This is a genomic window from Parasphingorhabdus sp. (assembly GCF_036963705.1).
GTDB lineage: Bacteria > Pseudomonadota > Alphaproteobacteria > Sphingomonadales > Sphingomonadaceae > Parasphingorhabdus.
The window spans coordinates 1-18089 of sequence record NZ_JBALUT010000055.1 but is presented as its reverse complement, the minus strand read 5'-3'; the positions used below and the strand labels follow the sequence as shown (position 1 = coordinate 18089).

General features: G+C 56.2%; 15 protein-coding genes and 1 pseudogene. 9 read left to right on the top strand and 7 right to left on the bottom strand.

Annotated features, from left to right (window positions below):
* The 4 genes from V7680_RS11860 to V7680_RS11845 form a co-directional block, all read left to right on the top strand.
* The coding region (locus tag V7680_RS11860) for a hypothetical protein (RefSeq protein ID WP_335653487.1) at nt 1–2382 on the top strand (2382 nt) is incomplete at its 5' end.
* A gap of 97 nt (nt 2383–2479) precedes the next feature.
* Nucleotides 2480–3616 carry a YaaC family protein gene (locus V7680_RS11855; protein WP_335653486.1) on the top strand — a complete coding sequence of 379 codons (1137 nt, stop codon included), beginning with the start codon at nt 2480–2482 and terminating at the stop codon, nt 3614–3616.
* 247 nt (nt 3617–3863) lie between these two features.
* Nucleotides 3864–4403, top strand: coding sequence for a recombinase family protein (locus tag V7680_RS11850; protein ID WP_335653485.1), 540 nt, complete (start codon nt 3864–3866; stop codon nt 4401–4403).
* Between the two features lie 63 nt (nt 4404–4466).
* Entirely contained in the window at nt 4467–5762 is a 1296-nt protein-coding gene (locus tag V7680_RS11845) for a phospholipase D family protein (RefSeq protein ID WP_335653484.1), read from the top strand.
* On the opposite strand, the gene V7680_RS11840 is transcribed toward V7680_RS11845, so the two are convergent.
* The 3 genes and pseudogenes from V7680_RS11840 to V7680_RS15765 form a co-directional block, all read right to left on the bottom strand.
* Nucleotides 5759–7360 carry a hypothetical protein gene (locus tag V7680_RS11840; RefSeq protein WP_335653483.1) on the bottom strand — a complete coding sequence of 534 codons (1602 nt, stop codon included), beginning with the start codon at nt 7358–7360 and terminating at the stop codon, nt 5759–5761. The genes V7680_RS11845 and V7680_RS11840 overlap by 4 nt on opposite strands.
* Nucleotides 7357–8595, bottom strand: a complete 1239-nt coding sequence (locus V7680_RS11835) for a DNA methyltransferase (protein ID WP_335653482.1) — start codon at nt 8593–8595, stop codon at nt 7357–7359. The genes V7680_RS11840 and V7680_RS11835 overlap by 4 nt, the downstream gene beginning before the upstream one ends.
* Before the next feature lie 12 nt (nt 8596–8607).
* Nucleotides 8608–8730, bottom strand: a pseudogene (locus V7680_RS15765) (MerR family DNA-binding transcriptional regulator); the annotation flags it as partial.
* A 140-nt stretch (nt 8731–8870) separates the two neighbouring features.
* On the opposite strand from V7680_RS15765, the gene V7680_RS11830 reads away from it, so the two are divergent.
* Both V7680_RS11830 and V7680_RS11825 read left to right on the top strand, forming a co-directional pair.
* Nucleotides 8871–9536 carry a ParA family protein gene (locus tag V7680_RS11830; protein ID WP_335653481.1) on the top strand — a complete coding sequence of 222 codons (666 nt, stop codon included), beginning with the start codon at nt 8871–8873 and terminating at the stop codon, nt 9534–9536.
* A complete protein-coding gene (locus V7680_RS11825; RefSeq protein WP_335653480.1) occupies nt 9533–9826 on the top strand; it encodes a chromosome partitioning protein ParB in 294 nt (97 codons plus the stop codon). The genes V7680_RS11830 and V7680_RS11825 overlap by 4 nt, the downstream gene beginning before the upstream one ends.
* Before the next feature lie 2 nt (nt 9827–9828).
* On the opposite strand, the gene V7680_RS11820 is transcribed toward V7680_RS11825, so the two are convergent.
* From V7680_RS11820 to V7680_RS11805, 4 genes are all read right to left on the bottom strand, one after another.
* Entirely contained in the window at nt 9829–10872 is a 1044-nt protein-coding gene (locus V7680_RS11820) for a replication initiator protein A (RefSeq protein WP_335653479.1), read from the bottom strand.
* 299 nt (nt 10873–11171) lie between these two features.
* Nucleotides 11172–11720, bottom strand: coding sequence for a hypothetical protein (locus tag V7680_RS11815; protein WP_335653478.1), 549 nt, complete (start codon nt 11718–11720; stop codon nt 11172–11174).
* 18 nt (nt 11721–11738) lie between these two features.
* The gene (locus V7680_RS11810) at nt 11739–13412 is read right to left on the bottom strand and encodes a type IV secretory system conjugative DNA transfer family protein (protein ID WP_335653477.1); all 1674 of its coding nucleotides are present in this window, start codon (nt 13410–13412) and stop codon (nt 11739–11741) included.
* On the bottom strand, nt 13412–13699 hold the full coding sequence (locus V7680_RS11805) for a mobilization protein (RefSeq protein WP_335653476.1): 288 nt from the start codon (nt 13697–13699) through the stop codon (nt 13412–13414). Before V7680_RS11805 ends, V7680_RS11810 begins: the two co-directional genes overlap by 1 nt.
* 661 nt (nt 13700–14360) lie before the next feature.
* Here V7680_RS11805 and mobQ point away from each other — a divergent pair.
* From mobQ to V7680_RS15760, 3 genes are all read left to right on the top strand, one after another.
* The gene (mobQ, locus tag V7680_RS11800; protein ID WP_335653475.1) at nt 14361–15629 is read left to right on the top strand and encodes a MobQ family relaxase; all 1269 of its coding nucleotides are present in this window, start codon (nt 14361–14363) and stop codon (nt 15627–15629) included.
* A gap of 817 nt (nt 15630–16446) precedes the next feature.
* Nucleotides 16447–17331 (top strand): ArdC family protein, encoded by an 885-nt coding sequence (locus V7680_RS11795; protein ID WP_335653474.1) that lies wholly within the window; start codon nt 16447–16449, stop codon nt 17329–17331.
* A 540-nt stretch (nt 17332–17871) separates the two neighbouring features.
* Nucleotides 17872–18089: AAA family ATPase (locus V7680_RS15760; RefSeq protein WP_442955015.1), on the top strand; the 218-nt coding region annotated here is incomplete at its 3' end.

The following is an 18089-nucleotide window of genomic DNA, read 5'->3' as shown; positions in this document are numbered from 1 at the left end:
GAATTCCTTCTGACCGGTAGTATTTCTCGCCGTGAGTTGATGGCGAGCAGTCAAGACGAGTTCGCGGATGCGCTTCGCAACGCGCATCTCGCCGAAGGGCAGGAAGTTTATGTTTCAGCCGCCATCATAGAACCCAATGGTACACAGCACACCATTAAGCGGGTTCTGACGGCTGACTATTCAAAACGTCAGGACTGCGCCTCACTCCTTGAGATCGACGGCGCCGTTGCGCAGGAATCTGATTTGATCGCCCTGGGCATTGCCCTGTCGCAGCCGCCATTGCAGGCACCCGTGCTCGCTCAGCACACGCTCGGCCATATCTTCTCGGTGAAACCTTCTGATCGCGCAACCTACTTCAAGGCACTGTTCGAGATCACGGACCTAGACGATCTACGCAATGACATAGCCAGCCTTACTGATGAGTTGGCGGCACCGGCTGACGCAAAGCTTGAAAAGTTTGATCGCTGCCTTGAGCACCGTCTACTGAAGCCTCTGCTTTCGGGTGTCACGCGTAAGATACCAGACGAGGCCGAAATATCGGACAAGCTGGACGGTTGCATAAAGGCGCTGCTTGAAGATGCGGAAAGCCCCGTCCCTGATGCACCGGACAAGCGTCGCACTGCTTTGGCGGACCTTCTAGCAGACATGCGCAGCAAGACGTTCCCAGTACGTGGCTTTGAGCGCTCAGCCCTTACCGGTTGGGACGAGCCTAGCGCGACATCATGGGAACAGCTGCAAACCTATGCTGATGAGAAGGCCAAAGTGGACGAACACATGCGCCAGTTGTCGGCGCTGTTCGTGGAGGCATTGAAGTTGCCTGACATGCCCGAACTCGCGGCCCCAATGGAATGCCCGCTTTGCGGGACCGAAGATGCACTGACACCCGCACGCCTTCAACTCATCAGGCAACACGTAGAAAATACGGAGGAATTTCAGGAGGCCGGAAAGGAAGCAAAATCTATCATCGCTCAGCTGGTTGCTTCCGCCAATAACCTTGCTACCGCGGCGCAGACGGCGCAGCCTTCATTCTTGAGGGCCGCCGCCGGAAAGCGGCGAAGAGAAGGCTTTACCGTTGAGCGCCTTCGCCACCTTCTCGGCAACGAGGCAAACACGGTGGTGGAGCCTTGGCTTGCAAGCCTGCGCCCAGTTGCTCGGAAATCAGCCGCGCTGCGCCGTCGTGCAGTTGCCATCCATAAACAGCTCCAAGAAATAGCGGCCGATATTGGGAGTGCCGATATCTATCCGGACGCGCTTGATAGAGATTTTAAGACCCTCGTCGAACAACGATCCTCTTTCGCAATAGCGCTCGAAGCTTATGACGCAGCAGCTATGAATCTGCGCACGGCGTTGAATGATGCACTTGACCAGCAGTCGGATACCGCTGGCTGGCAGGACCTTCTCGACATAGCGAACGATCCGGCTCGCCTGCTGTCGCTTCTGATCGAGCGTAAGGCCCGTCTAACCGTTTCGAAGGAGTTTGGAATGGCCCTGAAGCAGATTGATACCGCGAAAGAGAAGGTGTTGGAAGACAAGTTCTCCGACTATAGTGGCGCTATTCAGATGTGGTGGGAGCGCCTACGCCCAGACGAACACACGTTTTTTTCTGCTGTGCAGCCTCGCAAGGGCGCGAAACGAACAATTGATTTCAAAGCTGGTCTGAGCGCCACGGCTAACAAGGACACCGCGAAGTTGCGGGATGTGATTGCTATCTTCAGTCAGTCGCAGCTGCATTGCCTTGGCCTTGCGCTCTTCCTTGCGCGCGCAGAGCGTGAGGGCGCAGGATTCATCGTGCTCGACGATCCAGTTCTTTCTAGCGACGAGGATTATCGCGTCCATTTTAACTCCACGGTTTTAACCGAACTCCTTGCGCTGCCAATGCAGGTGGTCGTGCTGACCCAAGATCATGATACTTGGGAGGAGTTGGAAACGCGTTATCGTCATTCTGGGATTTCGACCGCGCAACTATATATCGACGCTCCCGCCGACGGCACGATCATCGAGAACACGAGCGATGCGCTGATTGCAAAGTTGAACCGCGCGAGGTCGCTCTCGCGGGGAGGACATCCCGATAGCCGTAAGGAGTGTGGAATTCAGTTGCGCGATGCTGGCGAACGTTTTTGCAAGGAGATGCTGGTGAATGATCGCCGCAAGAAAGGTGATGCCGCAGCTTCACTCACCGATTACGATGGCAAGACGATGGAGTGGCTACTTCCACACATTGAGCCACTTCTAGATCGGGACCCATCACATCCCGGAAAATTCACTGTGTTCAAGAAAACAGTGAATGATGCCTGCCATGACAATACCCCGCCTGGTACCGCCGCGATGGTGCAAGCCCATGGCGAAATCTCCCACCTAGTGAAGGTATATATGCCTCGGTAGACACGTTTTGGGTCCATATGCGGTGGCCCTAAGTGTGAGTGAACCTTATGGGCAGATTAGTATAAAGTATTTATACAAATGAGAACGGAAAGCACAAATGAGATGGGTCGACGCGAGAGCAGGTGACGTAGTTCATATTCGGCAGCGACCTGCTACGTTTTCATTCTTTCCGACCTTTCAAGGAGTCAAGCGGGAAGGTGTTCATTCAATTTTATTCGCGACAGAGCCGTGGAACATCATCCAGCACAATCTGGAAAATCTGACAGATTCAAATGCACGGCGGCAGGCACTCGCTTTTCTCGTTCAAAGCCGCGACTTCTTCAATGCTGCACAGAATTCAGACGTCAGTGCCGCAAAGCCATTGCTGCTTTACTATTCATTTTTGAACCTCGCGAAATGCCTTGTATTGAAACGTAAAGGTACCGCGCTAGGCGCGGTCCATCATGGCCTTTCAGAAAAACTACCCACGACGCCGGGTGCAATCCACGGAAGCGTATCGATTGATATTCTCAGAAACCCGGCGGCAAGTGCGTTCGTCATGTTTGCTCAAGCTTTGGGAGCAACATTGCCGACCCCTGTCGCCCCTAAAACCAGCGTCGAAGTTCGCTCGCAGGACTTCCTTGCTCAGGTGTTGATCGGTCATCGAATCTACTGCCAAGCTGACAACATCAAGGAACGTTTTATCAGTTTAGATCGGATCGAATGTATGCAGGATGCCACGGCTCAAGAAGCTTGGCTTCGGGTTCGCGCTTATGCCGATGATTTCACCCGCCTCGACTATCGTCTCAATGATCTATCGAAGAACCTCGGTGTGGCGGGGGCTTGGCGAAATGTGAATTGCTCAGTTTTCATTGATGGTCGTCGTATCATAGAAGCTGAATCGACTGCCACGACCCATTACGGACACCGTCCCTCGCAAGTGCTTGCGCAGATCAGCAACGATGTGCGCCCTCGGCTCTGGCGGAGTGTTACTGCTTACCCGCCGTACCGGAAATATTACATTTATCTCCCAAGCTCTGCCCAGACGCTGCTCAATCAGCTCCTGACCATCTACCTCGCAACCTTCTACTTTGGCTCTATCACACGCTACAAACCAGAACAATTCGACCAAATTTTAAAAAGCTCAATTGGGCCATTCGTCTTTGAGTTCTTTTCAAATCAACCAACGCAGTTCCTTTATTTGATGGCTTCTGAATTTATGGAACAAGAGGTAGCGAAAGCGGCAATTACTTGATATTTGCGTTGCGCATTGGTGCAATTCAACCGTCGTGCAGCATCCGCCAATCTGAGCTCACTGCAGACCTTCGCCGTAAATGTCATGAGCGCCTGCCGTCGAGCAAAACGCTCTGGTGAGAACAAGTGGGACAAATACGGTCGTTTTTGGCCCGCGCCCCTGCCCTGTCCCACATCAAGAGCTTAAATGGGACAAAAACCCATGACAAAACCTTTGCGGTTTTGGGAGGTTTTTGACACAGTGTGGCATGATCATTGGATACGCGAGAGTTTCGACAGACGACCAGAGCCTGGACGGCCAGATCTACGCTTTGAAAGCGGCGGGTGCCGAAAAGATCTTCGCTGACAAAATCACCGGCACGGCCCGTAGCAGGCCTGAGCTGGACCGTTTGCTCGATCAAATGCGCCCAGGTGACGTGATTACCGTCACGAAGTATGACCGGCTTGCTCGCTCTTTGCGCGACCTTCTCGATATCGTGGATACCATCCAGGCGCAGAATGCGGGGTTCCGGTCTCTGGCCGAAGACATCGACACCACCACGCCCGCTGGTCGGCTGGTATTCCATGTCTTCGCGTCCATCGCCCAGTTCGAGCGGGAGCGGATTTCGGAGAGGACCAAGGAGGGGTTGGAATCCGCTAGGAGGCGCGGTCGCGTCGGCGGCCGACCCCCTGCCCTATCGAGTGCTCAGAAGGCCGAGGTGCGGCGGATGCGCGATGAGCAGCTGCGGCCCCTGCCCGAGATCGCCCAACTTTTTCGCGTCAGTGAGAAAACAGTTCGCCGAGCCTAGTTTTTTCACTGTTCGGGTGCTTTAGATCAGTGGTTCAGGAGGGATGGACTCTACTCAGATGGCATGCGCAGCATCGTTTTGGAATTTTTGATTCTGAGGGAAAGATGTTTCATGAGCACGCAATTTATATCGCAACCGCAAGACGCCTTCCGACTTGGCGACTTTCTTCTTGATGGCTTTGCTCAGCCCAGCTGGACTGAGTTTCGCGGAGCATCTGCTTTCGTAAAACGTTCGGGAACCAAACACATCAAGGGCGCGATGAAGGCCTTTGTCGCCCGGGGGGGAGCTGTTCGATTCACCGCGGGAGTTGATGCGGGCGGCACATCTGAGCAAGGCTTGCGCGACCTCATCGACGCCGTCGATAACGGCTCTGGCATCTTTGTGTACGGAAATGGAATTTCTTCCACTTTCCACCCGAAGGTATACCTTTTCCGAAATGATCAAGCTGCGCATCTTGTTGTCGGTTCTGGAAACATGACCGAGGGCGGACTTTACACCAACTATGAAGCAAGCGTCCTACTGAAGCTCGATCTTTCAGTAGTGGCAGATCAAGAGATTCTCGCCGCCGTTACGGAAAGTCTTGATACATGGAGCACCGCAGTAGAGGGAGAATGCTTCCCACTCGATTCCGCGCTCCTAGATCGCCTGACCGCAGCAAAGAAGGTACCTGACGAGAAAGCCGCTAGAGCAGAGGAAAAGACAGCGCGGGAAGCTGCCGGTGAAGAAGTAGAGAACATTTTCACTAGGCGCGGCGTGAGAGCAGCACCGAGGATTGCAGCAATCGTTGTTCCTGTTGAAGATGATATTGTAGCTGATCCCGAAGACGAAGACGACGAGGCACTTGAGGTTCCCCACTTTCCTCCAGTCGCTGCCCAGGCGGGAAACCACACCACTTTTCTTATGACTTTGCAGCGAACAGACGTTGGTGTCGGGCAGACCACGAAAGGAACACAGCGCCGTTCACCGGAAATTTTCATTCCTCTTGTCGCACGCGACACCGATCCTGACTTTTGGGGCTGGCCGCATCTTTTTGTGGCAGACGCGGGTTGGACTGGGCCGATAGACCAACATGGACGCGGAAAGATGGATCGAACGAATGTCATGGTTCGCCTTGGTGGCGCAACATTCCCCGTTACTATGTGGTATAATCCAGACAAAAAAGACCTGCGTCTGCGGAGCGAGCATCTGAGAAGCGCTGGAGGTGTCGGCGACATCTTTTACATGCAGCGAGCAAATGGAGCAGGGGGCTTTGCCTACTATGTGGAAATCGTCCCTATAGGAACGGGCCGCTATAATAGTCTTATTCCACACTGTAACATGCAGGTGAGAAATTCTAAGAAGCTCTTTGGCTACCTCTAAGAAATTTTGCGAAGGTATAAAATCTCTTCAGTCGCCATAGCGTTTTTTCGGAAGATATCCCTAGATGCGAGCATTTCCATCGAAAGAGAAGGTTCAACCACAAATCCAGCTTGATCGGCCAAAGTGGCAAGAAGTTTAGCCGTTTCAATATTTACCCGCTCACCGCCAGCAGTCGTGTGATTATTCCCTACGACAATATAAGCAGTTCCCCCTACTTTCAGGGCATCGTTCATGCTGTGCATCACACGCTTCATATCTGAGAAGTATTTGAATAGGAGCGCAGAAAGATTCCGCCGTCGGAATCCAACATCATGACTGTTGTTCAGATTATCAATTTTGTCGATTAATCCTGTGATGGCTTCAGGAAGGCTCGACTTCTCGCTCTGATAGGTTGTGAGGTACTCGCGGCGCATCTTCTCAGACACTTCACGGTTTCCAATCATCAACAGATCACGAGCTCTGTGTTCGGGGCGGGGGAGTAAACCGAGGTAACATAGGCTTAGACGATCTGTGTCCAGATATGGCAAGGCGGTTGCGTACGGCGGAGAGGTGATGATGGTATCGACCCTTCCTTTGACAGACGGCCACATTTCGGCGCAACGGCGAGCATCACCTTGGACAATGGTATGCTTTGGATAGGCTTTGCGTCCCTCTTGATAGAGGAGCGCGAGCACCGCGCGAACCGACCGTCCGAGCTCTTCGAGAAACTCCTTCTTTGGATCAATCTCAACATCGAAGCGTACTTCCTTACGGATGCGAAGGTCTTCAACTTTCTGCCAAGATACAGAGCGAAGGATGTTGCTAACGGCAACAAACATCAGTCCCTTCGCATGTAATGACCTCTCTTTTTGAATCAAGCACATGATGTCGTCGAGTGCTGCGAGAACTTCCGTGCCAAACCACGCTGAAAGATATCGTTGATCATCCTTCGGCAGGTTATCGAAGTAAGCCATTTTCTGGCTTCGAGGTTCAGGCTTCAGCAGCGCCTCCCGAATGGCCCGGTATCCGCTAACAAGCTCATCAGGATTAGCTTCTAAGAGGCCAGCCTTCGTCTCCGTGAGAAGACACGACAAAGGGTTCATGTCTACCCCATAACTCTCACACCCAAAGAGCTTAGACTCTACCAACGTAGTTCCACTGCCGCTCATTGGATCAGCAACGATACCGCCAGCGCCCGTGCCAGAAACATTGATGAGCGCGCGAACAAGCTGAGGGAAAAATTTGCCTCTATACTCATGGATGCCGTGGGTCCCATACCGAAGACATCGGCGATTCGGTAGTGAAACCGCATCACGGAATGGCAGCGCGCCACGAAGGACATCAAGGTCAATCCCATTGCGAACCACGTTCACCGTCGCCTCTCGAAGTGACTGGAGAGTTGTTATTGATTGTCCCTGCCCTTCTATACTCTCCCAATAAGCCAACCGCTCAGCGAAGGTATTGATATGCGCCTTATTGCCAAATACCGTCAATTCAGCCTGCGATCTTCTTTCGGATTTAAGCCCTAAATTCTGTAGTAACGCGCCAACCTCTTGAAATGCGAGTTCCCGTTCAAAAGGTTGAATGTACTCCTTGATGCGACAGGTAAAATCACTCATTGGCGCCCCACGTGTTCTAGAATGAGAATTTGTTCCGTCTTGATCTTTCCAATTGCTGGATTGAACGATTTTTTCGTCGCCTGCATGTGGCGATCAATCCGCGCAACTTCACGGAAACCGGCGAGGTTTCCCGCCTCGGAAATCACATCGGCGTTAGATACTCTTTTCCCAGATAACGTTGAATCGCCAACAACAAAGCAGGCGTATTTACCGCGCTTCAACTTGCCACTCAACCAAGAAAGTATGGTGGCAAATTCTTTCTGAAAGGTTTCAACTGTGGCGGCACCTGCACCTTTTTTACTGTATTTTCTATGGCTCCCAATTTCTTCTGCTTTAAAGCGGGGCTGATCCATGCCGAGCCATATCATCCGGGTCATATGGTAGAGGTGATAGCTAAAAGCGTTTGGGTATGGTGGAGAACACACCACTAGATCAAGCGATGGAACATCTGGCTTAAGAAGTAGGTCTTGCTCGACGACAGTGCAGCTAAACCGGGGCTCTACAATATCAGTAAACTCTGAAACTACCTCAATTGACTGCTCAAGTGCGCGAGCAAAACGCTTGAGCGCATCGCCAGGCATTGTCCCCTTTTCCCGGCGAACATAGCGTGTGTCAGAATCTTGCCGGGAAACGGTAACTACAATCGAAGAGAAGCTTGCAAGCGCGACCGTGCGAGCCTCGGGTGAGGCTATACCACGGCAGAGTTGAAGCACCTCTGCCAGCTCTTCGATGATGAAGTCCTCAAACCAGAAGCTGAGCTTTGGAAAGTTGGGTCGCCACGCTGAGGACAAGACACCCGGCAGACCAGACGAGGAAGACGCTTGTGCGTGCACTGCCAAGCGGCGAACATTCTCAAGTAAAGCTGTGAGCTCCTGCTTTCCTTCTTCAGTAAAAAGTGTGGTCTTCGCCTTTGCTATCAGACAAGCGAGAGGACTGGCATCAATACCAACGGCATTACGCTTGAGGGTGAGTGCCTCAACTAGGGTTGTCCCACTTCCACAAAATATGTCCCCAACGGTGTCTCCCACACGAGAGAGCTCCTGAATTAGGGCGTTCGGAATCTGAGGGATGAACTTCGCGGGATAGGGGTGAAGACGGTGTGTCAGGTAATTCGTCTTCGCACCGGCAAAGTCCCAATCCATACCCGCAAGAGCTTGCAGATTAGCGTTCTCGCCTGGCTGTTTAGGTTGAGCATCTTGGTGTTGCTCGGATTGGGCGTAAGCCACTACTTCCATAACTTCTTCTTCCGTAAAGTATCGCCAGCCGTGGCGATCACGCGCTGGCTCGTGTACGAGCCCCCGCCGCAACCAGCGAAGAAGGGTATCTTTGTGAACCCCCGCCCGTTTTGCTGCTACTGCCGTTGAGATCATGGCCCCACATCAATCTGTCTGTGCATATACTTGCATATAGGCACAGACAGCGCCAGTAGCTTATTCTAGTAACATAATTTAGATATTGGATATTAAAAATTATCCGGTTATTGTTTATACCGGATAATTTGGAGATTGCTATGCCTACAGTCGTCATCGCGTCACCCAAGGGGGGCGCCGGGAAGTCCACCACGGCGGTCCTCTTGGGAACAGAGCTTGCTCACGCCGGCGCAAAGGTTGTCATGATGGACTGCGACCCGAACCAGTCTCTGACCTTGTGGGCAGACCGTGGGCCGCTGCCCGACCGGATCAGTATTCTGTCGAGCGTCAGCGAATCCGACATCGTGAAAACCATTAAACGGCATGACACAGACGGCCAGATCGTGATTGTTGACCTGGAAGGCGTGGCGTCCCGCCTTGTTTCCCGTGCGATCTCACAGGCTGATCTTGTCATTACCCCCATGCGCGCCACCACTCTGGACGCAACAATCGGTGTTCGTGCCCTGCAACTCATCTCGGAAGAGGAGGAGGCACTGGACAGGAAGATTCCGCATGCTGTCGTCTTCACCATGACGAAGGCCATCAAGTCCAAGCAGCATAGTGGCATCGCCGGGTCCCTGGCAGAACAAGGTGTAGATCTGATCAATCCCCCGCTGATGGAGCGTGCGGCGTTCTCTGCCCTTTTTGAGTTTGGGGGCGACCTGCATACCATGCCCGCACAAGGCAACATGGAAGGCGCTATCGAGAACGCAGCGCAGTTTGCGCAGGCTGTCTATCAGCGACTGGCCGGGGAGGCGGCAGAATGACCGACAAGCCATTCAACATCGACCTTAGCCGTCTGAAGACACGCGAAAAGGACCGTAGTGCTCAAGCCGTTGAGAAAACCGACAGGGCAGGCGAGGAACTTGGTTTTGTTGCGCGTGAGCCTCAAAAGAAGCGCGGACGAAAACCAAGCCCCCGGACTGGACAGGTGCATGCCAAGGTAATGCCCGGAATTTCAGAAGAAATTGCCAACGAGGCGCGGCGCAGAGGCGTTCAGCAGGGGGTCATCATCGAGGAGGCCTGGAAGCTGTATAAAAACAAATCCGGTATTTAAAATTATCCGGTATTTTTTCTGTTCTGCATCCATTTCCGACAGAAACCCAAGAAAGCTGCTTCAGGATTTCGCGGTGTTTCGGGCAGCCACTGCCGCCATTCCCGTTCCAGGTAGTGAACGTCATGACCAGGTGCAATCATGCGTGCGGTTTCATAAACATCCGGATCAAGCTGCGGCGCCACAGCTTGTGGTAGGACTACTTTGACGTTCTGCCGGTTTGTGAAAAGGATCATGTCCTCCTGCTCATCCATTTCGATAGAATAATCGGGCATATGGTCGTGCGACTGGTCTTCACGGATGATGTTCATGACCAGACGCCGGAACTCGCGGAGCGTGGAGTTTGATCCACACTTTTTCTGAAGAAGTAACAGACCGATCCGCCATTCTTTTTGTGCGCCACAATGCTTGCGAGCAATCTCATAAATGCGGCGTTCGAGAGGTTTGCGAAGACGGAAATAATCGCGATGAAGAGTCAGAACTTCTTTGGATCGGATCGCATTGAACACCCAGTCCGAGAGCTTGACCTCAACTTCCTGCATCCGCCCGTCACGAGTTTCCCGGACAACCTCGGCACTTTCGATCAGTCCGAATGTCCGGAACACTTCCTGACCGCCTGTCACAATGTTGGTGCTGATCCGTGTGCCAGCCAGCCGCTCCAAAGCCGCTTTGAGCTGAGCATACCCCGAACCAGCCGTATTCCGGTTGGTTGCCACGAGCATATCGAAAGCCCGGAAGCGAACCGCTTGCGACACTTCCTTACCCTCGTTGATGGCTGTCATGAGCTGACTGATACAGTAGATCAGAATATCCCTGTCATGGACCGTCGCGAGCCCATCTACCGAGGGTTTGATCGCGATCTTGATGCCATTGTGCTCATACTCGCGGACGCGCGTATCCGGCTTGGTCGAGAGCGAAAATATCGGATGCTCCATCGAGGCCATATCAGCCTTGGGAACAGCATCAAAAATATCGCAGACGAAGAAATCGCCTTGCGGATACCTGTCGGGCAGGAGGGGGGATCGGTTGATCGCGCTCTCGTCAGGCAAAGCGAAATCCTTTCGTACTTTCACACACAGTAGGGCTGAATTGGAGAGAAGTCACGATGATTCGTACTTTCACACACAGCGGGAGAGCTTTCGTACTTTTACCCACGTTCTTTCGTACTTTTACACACACTCTTTCGTACTTTCACACACGGGTGTGTCGAAATGCGTCTTTCTTATCAAATGCTTGCCGGTGATTTTTTTTGCTTAACACAGAATCTAACACATATTTAACACTAGAGACCCGTGGATAACTCTAATTTCAAGTCACGGGTAGCTATCCATCTGAAGCGCTTTTCCCCTCACTGCTGGTAGAACACGCACGCATCGACACCCGCGGTTGTCGTGGCCCATGACGCTCCAAGGACAGCGCAGGTGGAAGCGTTGCTGGCCAAGAAACGAAGAAACGTTACCGTCAGCGCCAAGGCCAGAACCAATGCACCCAGACCAAACCAAGGCAGGCGGCTTTTGAGGCGATCCGCTTTCTGTTCCCGTTCGAACACCTCCCGATAAGCGCTGGACCTGTCATCTTCCGATCTGGCCAAGGCTCCGATGGTTTTTTCTGTCTGGACGCCAAGGTGTCTGACAATCTCGGTCATCGCGTCTGCGGTTGCGCCCAGGTGGCTGTCGAGAGTCTGACCCAGAAGATCCCCGTATTTTTTTGGATTGGTCTGATCCCGTGCGGCGAAGGCCGCGATCCGCGCTTCCGTTGCAACCTTGATCTGCTTGTCCGCCACGGCGGTCAGATCGTCGATCCTGTCGGACATGCTGGCGACAGCCGTGGCCATGAGATCGAGCGTTTCGCGCAAATCATCGTTGGAGAGGGCAGGGAGGTCGGGTTGGTCTGGCATCGGGAGGCGTCCTTGGGGTTACTGGTCCTGCGGGACGCACAGCCCCTTGAACTCGGGATCGGTGTAGTAGCGCAGCTTCTGCGCTACGGCGGTGGCTTGCCCCTGCACGCGCAGAAGCTGGTTTTCAGGGCGGAGCTGCATGATTTCATCGGGGGTGAGCAGATCGCGACCCGTCAGGTTGTTGCTGAAGCTAGGGCCGTCACCGGGCTTGAAGCTGTCGGTCTGGAATCCGGCAGTTTCCTGACCCATCATCTGGCTCAGCCACTTGGCCGTCTCGAAGTCATTCACCCCGAAAACCTGTTGCACCCCGGCATTGGCAATGAAGGTGCCCGCGCGCTCGCCGTAGAGGTCCTTGAGCTGGCTCATGTCCTGCAGGATGGGCCAGAGCTGGAGGCCATAGCCTGCCATCAGCCCCATGGCGCGCTCCACGGCCTCCAGGCGGCCCAGGGCGGCAAACTCGTCCAAGAGGAACAGCGTGGGCGTCTTGAGGCGCTGTGTGTCCCCCTGAGCGCCTGCAAGGCCGCTCTGGGGCCTCACGGACGCCTCAGCGTCCCGTGCAATGTCCTGAAGGGCCTGAGAGACCAGAAGGCGCAGCCAGCGGCTGTAGGCGTCCATCCGGTTCGGTGGCAGCACCAGAAACACCGAAGCGATCCGGTGGCGCAGATCGGAGAAATGGAAATCTGACCGTGACAGAACCCTGGCGATACGCGGGCTGTCGAGGAAATGGGTGTGGCGCTGTGCATTCGACAGCACCGAGGCGGCTTCGCGATCCGCCTTGCCGAGGAAGCGGTTGGCGGCGCGGGCGATCAGCCCGCCCGCCGCATCGCTGTCCTGCATCAGCTCCAGCAGTGCGCGGAGTTTTTCCGGGGGCAGGGTGAGATATTCCCGGACGGTGGCGAGGGACCGGCGGTCGCGATCCTCATGGCAGACGCAGAACATGATCAGACCGCCGAGGATGGCCTTGGCCTCCTCGTTCCAGTGCGCTTCTGTGACCTGTCCCGGCGGGTCCATGACCATCGCCTCTGTCAAGGAAGCGGCATCCTCGCCCAGATCGAGGCTGTCCGGGGTCAGCCGGTCGAGCGGGTTGTAGGCGGCAGAGGGCATCCCGGAGACCTCAAACGGATCGAGAACATGGACCGTTCCGAACCGCCGCCGGGCTTCCCCGGCGATCCGGGCATTCTCGCCCTTGGGGTCGATGACCAAGACCGAGCGTTCCGCCGCCAGCAGGTTCGGGATGACGGTGCCCACGCCTTTCCCGGCCCGTGTCGGAGCGAGGGTGATCAGATGGGCGGGACCGTCATAGCGCAGCAGCCGTCCGGTGTGCGGGTTGCGCCCGATCAGAAGGCCGTCTTCGCCCTGGAGTTTCTTCAGCTCCTTACGGTTGGCAAACCGGGCCGAGCCGTGGCTGTCACCGTTCAGGCCGAAGAAGGCATCGGCTCCGGAGGCCATCCGCCAGTATTGGAACCCAAAGACAGCACCGACAAGAATGCACGGCACGAAGACCAACCACTGCCATGCACTTTCACCAGGCGGCTGGTCAAAGAAGGCGAAGACGAACGGCGTGGCGACAAGTGTGCCGATCATCGCGCCGAACAGGACAGCGCCGATCATCCAGCCCAACAGGATGGGCGTGAAGATCAACCGACCGAAGAAGCGGAACAGCCCGCCGACAACGAGCATCACGCCCCGCATCAGGACGGCGTTTCCGGATCAGAGCTGGAGGGGGCAGGGGAAGGAGCACCCGGGTCCGCGAAGGCCTTGCGATCCTGTTCGCGGGGAAGGTTGCGGATCAGCCGGTCGAGAATGGCAGCGGCACTGGAATCCCGCTCCGCCAGATCGAGCAGCGCCCCGCCCAGGATCACCTTGCGCCGTGTGTCGAGTTTGCGCTGTCTGGTGCTTTCCCGGTTCTTCAGCGCCTGAAGACGGGCCTTGGCCTGGGCATATCGTTTCTCGGCCCGTTCGAGTTCTGTTTCTGCCAAATCTCTACCCTCGCCATCAAATATTCTTGTGGTTGAAGTTGTTCTTGCTAGATCAACCGATACCGCTTACCCGTAGGCCTGTAAAGGACAAGGGCGCACTTATGCAAACTCTCCACCTGCGGTTCCGAGATTTGCGTGCGATCTCTCTGGGGCAAAGCCCCGGCCGATGGCCATCCCCTTCGCTGCGTGCCGCCGCGACATGGAAGGGCGCGCCGCCCCTTCCAAACCATCCCAGCCCAACCTCAGCGGTTGGATCGCCTCCCGCAAACTCGCACCAGCGTCTCGTCCGATGCCCCACGGTGGGGGCCGGTCTGCCGCTGGCGTCTCTCTTGCGGGAGGTTCGTGTCGGTGCGAACGCGCAACCCGGCAAACCTGACGGTGCCGACACGAACCGGGTTTGCCTCCGGCAAACCGCCAGTGATCTGCCCCCATATCCCGCCCCCCATGAGGCTGGGGATCTGGGGGCAGATCACTGGCAAGCCCGCGCGTCGGAGAGCCGTTGGCTCGCCTCAAGCGGGCTGTCTTTTCCCCTCAGACCGGGCCGGTTCCGGGCGCACTCTTGCGGAGAAAAGATGGCTGATCCGATGGCCAATGTCAGGGCACCGGTACGGATCAGCTCCGGCGCGTGGGCGCGTTTGCATCGCAGGCGAGGGGAGGGCGCATGGCCAGCTACCACCTCTCCGTGAAGACGATCAAACGCAGCGCCGGGCGCACCGCGACGGCAGCAGCAGCCTACCGTGTCGGGGTGCGCATCGAGTGCCAGCGGGAAGGTCGCGTCCACGATTACACCCGCAAGCAGGGTATCGAGGAGACCTTCATCCTGACCCCCAAGGACGCGCCGGACTGGGCCTCGGACCGGTCTCGCCTCTGGAACGAGGTCGAGGCCAGCGAGACCCGTCGCAACTCCGTCACTGCCCGCGAATGGGAACTGGCCCTGCCGTCCGAGATCAGCGCCGAGGACCGCTCGCGGATCACCCGCGACTTCGCCCAGGAATTGGTCAGCCGCTATGGCGTAGCCGTCGATGTGGCGATCCATGCGCCCCACCGCGAAGGCGATCAGCGCAACCATCATGCCCATGTTCTGACCTCCACCCGCAAGCTGGAAGCCGGGGGCTTCACCACCAAAACCCGCGTGCTCGATTTCGCGAAGACCGGCGGCGTCGAGATCGAGCAGATGCGCGGTCTATGGGCCGAGTTGCAGAACCGCGCGCTGGAGCGTGTCGGGGAGGTCGAGCGCGTCGATCACCGGTCGCTTGAGAAGCAGCGCGAGACGGCGCTGGATCGTGGCGACAAGCTGTCCGCCGAGGAGCTGGACCGCGACCCGGAGCTGAAGCTGGGGCCAGCGGCCAATTCCATGGAGCGGCGCGCAAAGGTGATGGCCGAGCGCCAAGGCCGGGAATACGTCCCCGTCACCGAGCGTGGGGCCGTGGTCCATGCCGCTCGCCAGGCCCGCGCCGCTTTCCGCGAAATGCGTGAGCGGCTGGATATCGCGCGGGAGACCTACGGCATCGAGCGCGAGGCGGGGCAGGGCCGTGTTTCCGCCGGTCTGGCGGCGCTCAGGGCCGCGACCGCGAAAGATCGCGACGGGCGCACGCCAGATGATATCCGGGAGCGGTTGTCGCAGGTTGTGGGCCGGTCACGGGACAAGGACGACACGCCAAAGCCGGAAGGCCGCAATTACGCGCGGGAGCGGCTGAAAGAGATCATGGAGAAGGATGCGGGAAGAGACGGCCAGGCGGCGGTTCACAAGCTGGACGGTCACGGCGAGTATAATCTGGGCGAGGACACAGGCCGCGAGGCGCGAAAGCCGTCCGTGAACGAGCGCCTGAAGGACGTGCTGAATAAGCCGCGCAAAAAGCAGGAAATCGAGGAAGAGCGCGATCAGGAGAAGGAGCGGGACATCGACCGCGATCCGGGCCTCAGTCACTGACGAGGCGATGAGACGTTGTTTCCCCGTTTTTCATGGGAATGCTCGCCTGTGAGAATCCAATACCGACAAGGAATGATATAACTCCAGTTGCAGTCCTGAACTCGCGCACCCTGATCGCATTTTGAGTGATGCGCGTCCTGGCAGTGACAAGGATTTTCTCCTGCCCGTCGTTTCCGACTGTCCGCATGATCCATAGACCGTACCAGCTCGGCCCTTTGCGTTCGGGATCAGCTTTGCAAAGCACTTCGACCGTGTGCCCATCCTCGGCAAACGCCCGAAGGCCTTGTTCGGTGGTGACATTTAGTTCTAGGTCAGTCGTCTGGCTCATCGCGCACATCGATAGAAATAATGATGATCTTCTTCTGCCCGAATCTAACGAAGGCATCAATCGTATATTATCGAGTTAGATATGGCTCAATAGAGCTTAGTGATCCCGGCAGTGCGCCGGTATCGCTTTGAGCGATAGACAGGGTAGGGGATCGACGGGCTGACGCCCGCTCACCCCAACCCTGACAGTTTCTAAACCCTGTTGATCCGCCTGCCATCCCGGCAGGTCCGAGAAAACCGGCAAGCGCCGCCTGCGGCGTCGGTTCCGGTCGAGAATTCCGGTTCCTCCCACGCGCAGGCGCGCGGTTCCCTCCCAAATTCACGCCCTCCACCCGGTTGTCACGGCCCCGCCAGGCCGCAGGACGGGCTTTGCCCTTACCTGCTCTGCCCTTCGGAATGCATGGGCATTCCAAAGATCAGAACAGGAAGGCCCGCCCATTGGCGGAAAGGGGAAGAGACCCGGCCCGCGTCACTCAAAGGAGGGTCACAAATGACCGCAGAGAAGTTTGACGTTTATTCCCATGTCACCAATCAGATTATCGCGCAGATCGAGGCGGGAACACCGCCCTGGCGCAAGCCGTGGACCGGTGGCGGGGCATCGGTCAGCTTGCCGGAACGGTTCAACGGTGAGGCCTATCGGGGCATCAACATCCTGATGCTTTGGGCCACGGCGATGGCTAAAGATTACAGCTCAGCCCGCTGGATGACGTTCAATCAGGCCAAGCAGCTTGGGGGCCATGTTCGCAAGGGCGAAAAATCCGCAACCGTCGTGAAGTATGGCACCGTCGAGCGCGAGGATGAGACCGGCGAGGAACGCCAGATCCCCTATGCCAAAGCCTACCGCGTATTCAATGCCGACCAGATTGAGGGTTTGCCCGCTGAATTCTACATCCTGCCCGATCCGGCCCGTGAACTTGGCACTGAGGCCGATCCTGCGTTGGAGGCGTTCTTTGCCGCGACAGGTGCTCAGGTCGATAGCACCGAGGAGCCGCGCGCCTATTACAACATCAAGACCGACCGCATCCACATGCCGCCGATCGCGACGTTTCACAGGGCCGCAGGATATTACGGCACCTTGGCGCATGAGCTGACCCACTGGACAGGTGCAACAAAGCGGCTGGACCGCTTGGGCCGGTTCAACGACCGCAAGGCCTATGCCTTCGAAGAGCTGGTCGCGGAAATCGGAAACTGCATGCTTTGCGCGCAGATCGGGGTGGAGCCGGAATTCGGCCAGAGCGCGGCCTATGTCGAAGGATGGCTTGAGGCAATGAAAGAGGACAGCCGCGCGATTTTCCGCGCCGCGTCCGAGGCGCAGAAAGCCGTGGATTACATCATGACCCGAACCTCGCAGGCTGACAGGATGGCCGCCGAGTAACAGCTTTCACCGCTGAAATGATCGAGGCCCCCGTCAGCAGGCGGGGGCCTTTTTGCGTTCTGGTGTGATCCTAGTGTGGGTAGTTTCAGGGTGACCTGTCGGTGGGCAACCTGAAGGTCACCCGCCGACAGGCCCGGCGCTTCGCGCAGACGGGCATGAAATGCCCGGAAGTAATTTGCAATTGTAGTGCTTTACCGATCAGGTCTAAGCTCCACCGCATCTAATCCTCTGGATTAGCCTTTCTCGGCGTGCTTGAAAAGCAAGGATGCGAACCTTGCTGCGGGTCTAGCAGACTGCTGAATTTAGGGCATATTGCGAAGATACTATCTATATTTTGTCTATTATAGCGGGCAGGGGGCAAATTGACGGTAGAAGACCCAGCATCGGTGGAGCTGCAAAGTAACAGCGAGAGACTACTGAAACACTTGGATCAGGACGCGCTTTCTACACGGTTTGTGCGGGCACACGTCGATTCAGGCGGTGACATTGCCGCTCTGAAGAATGTCATAGCCGAGCGACTGGAACAGGTGAGGCAGAACTTTGTCAGCAAAGATTAAGTCGCTAACCGTTAGGGGGTTCCGTGCATACGGTGGAGCCGAGCAAGTCCTAAATCTGCCAGGTGACATTGCCGTCGTCTGGGGGCCAAATAGCAAGGGTAAAACTAGCCTCGGAGAGGCATTTGAATTCCTTCTGACCGGTAGTATTTCTCGCCGTGAGTTGATGGCGAGCAGTCAAGACGAGTTCGCGGATGCGCTTCG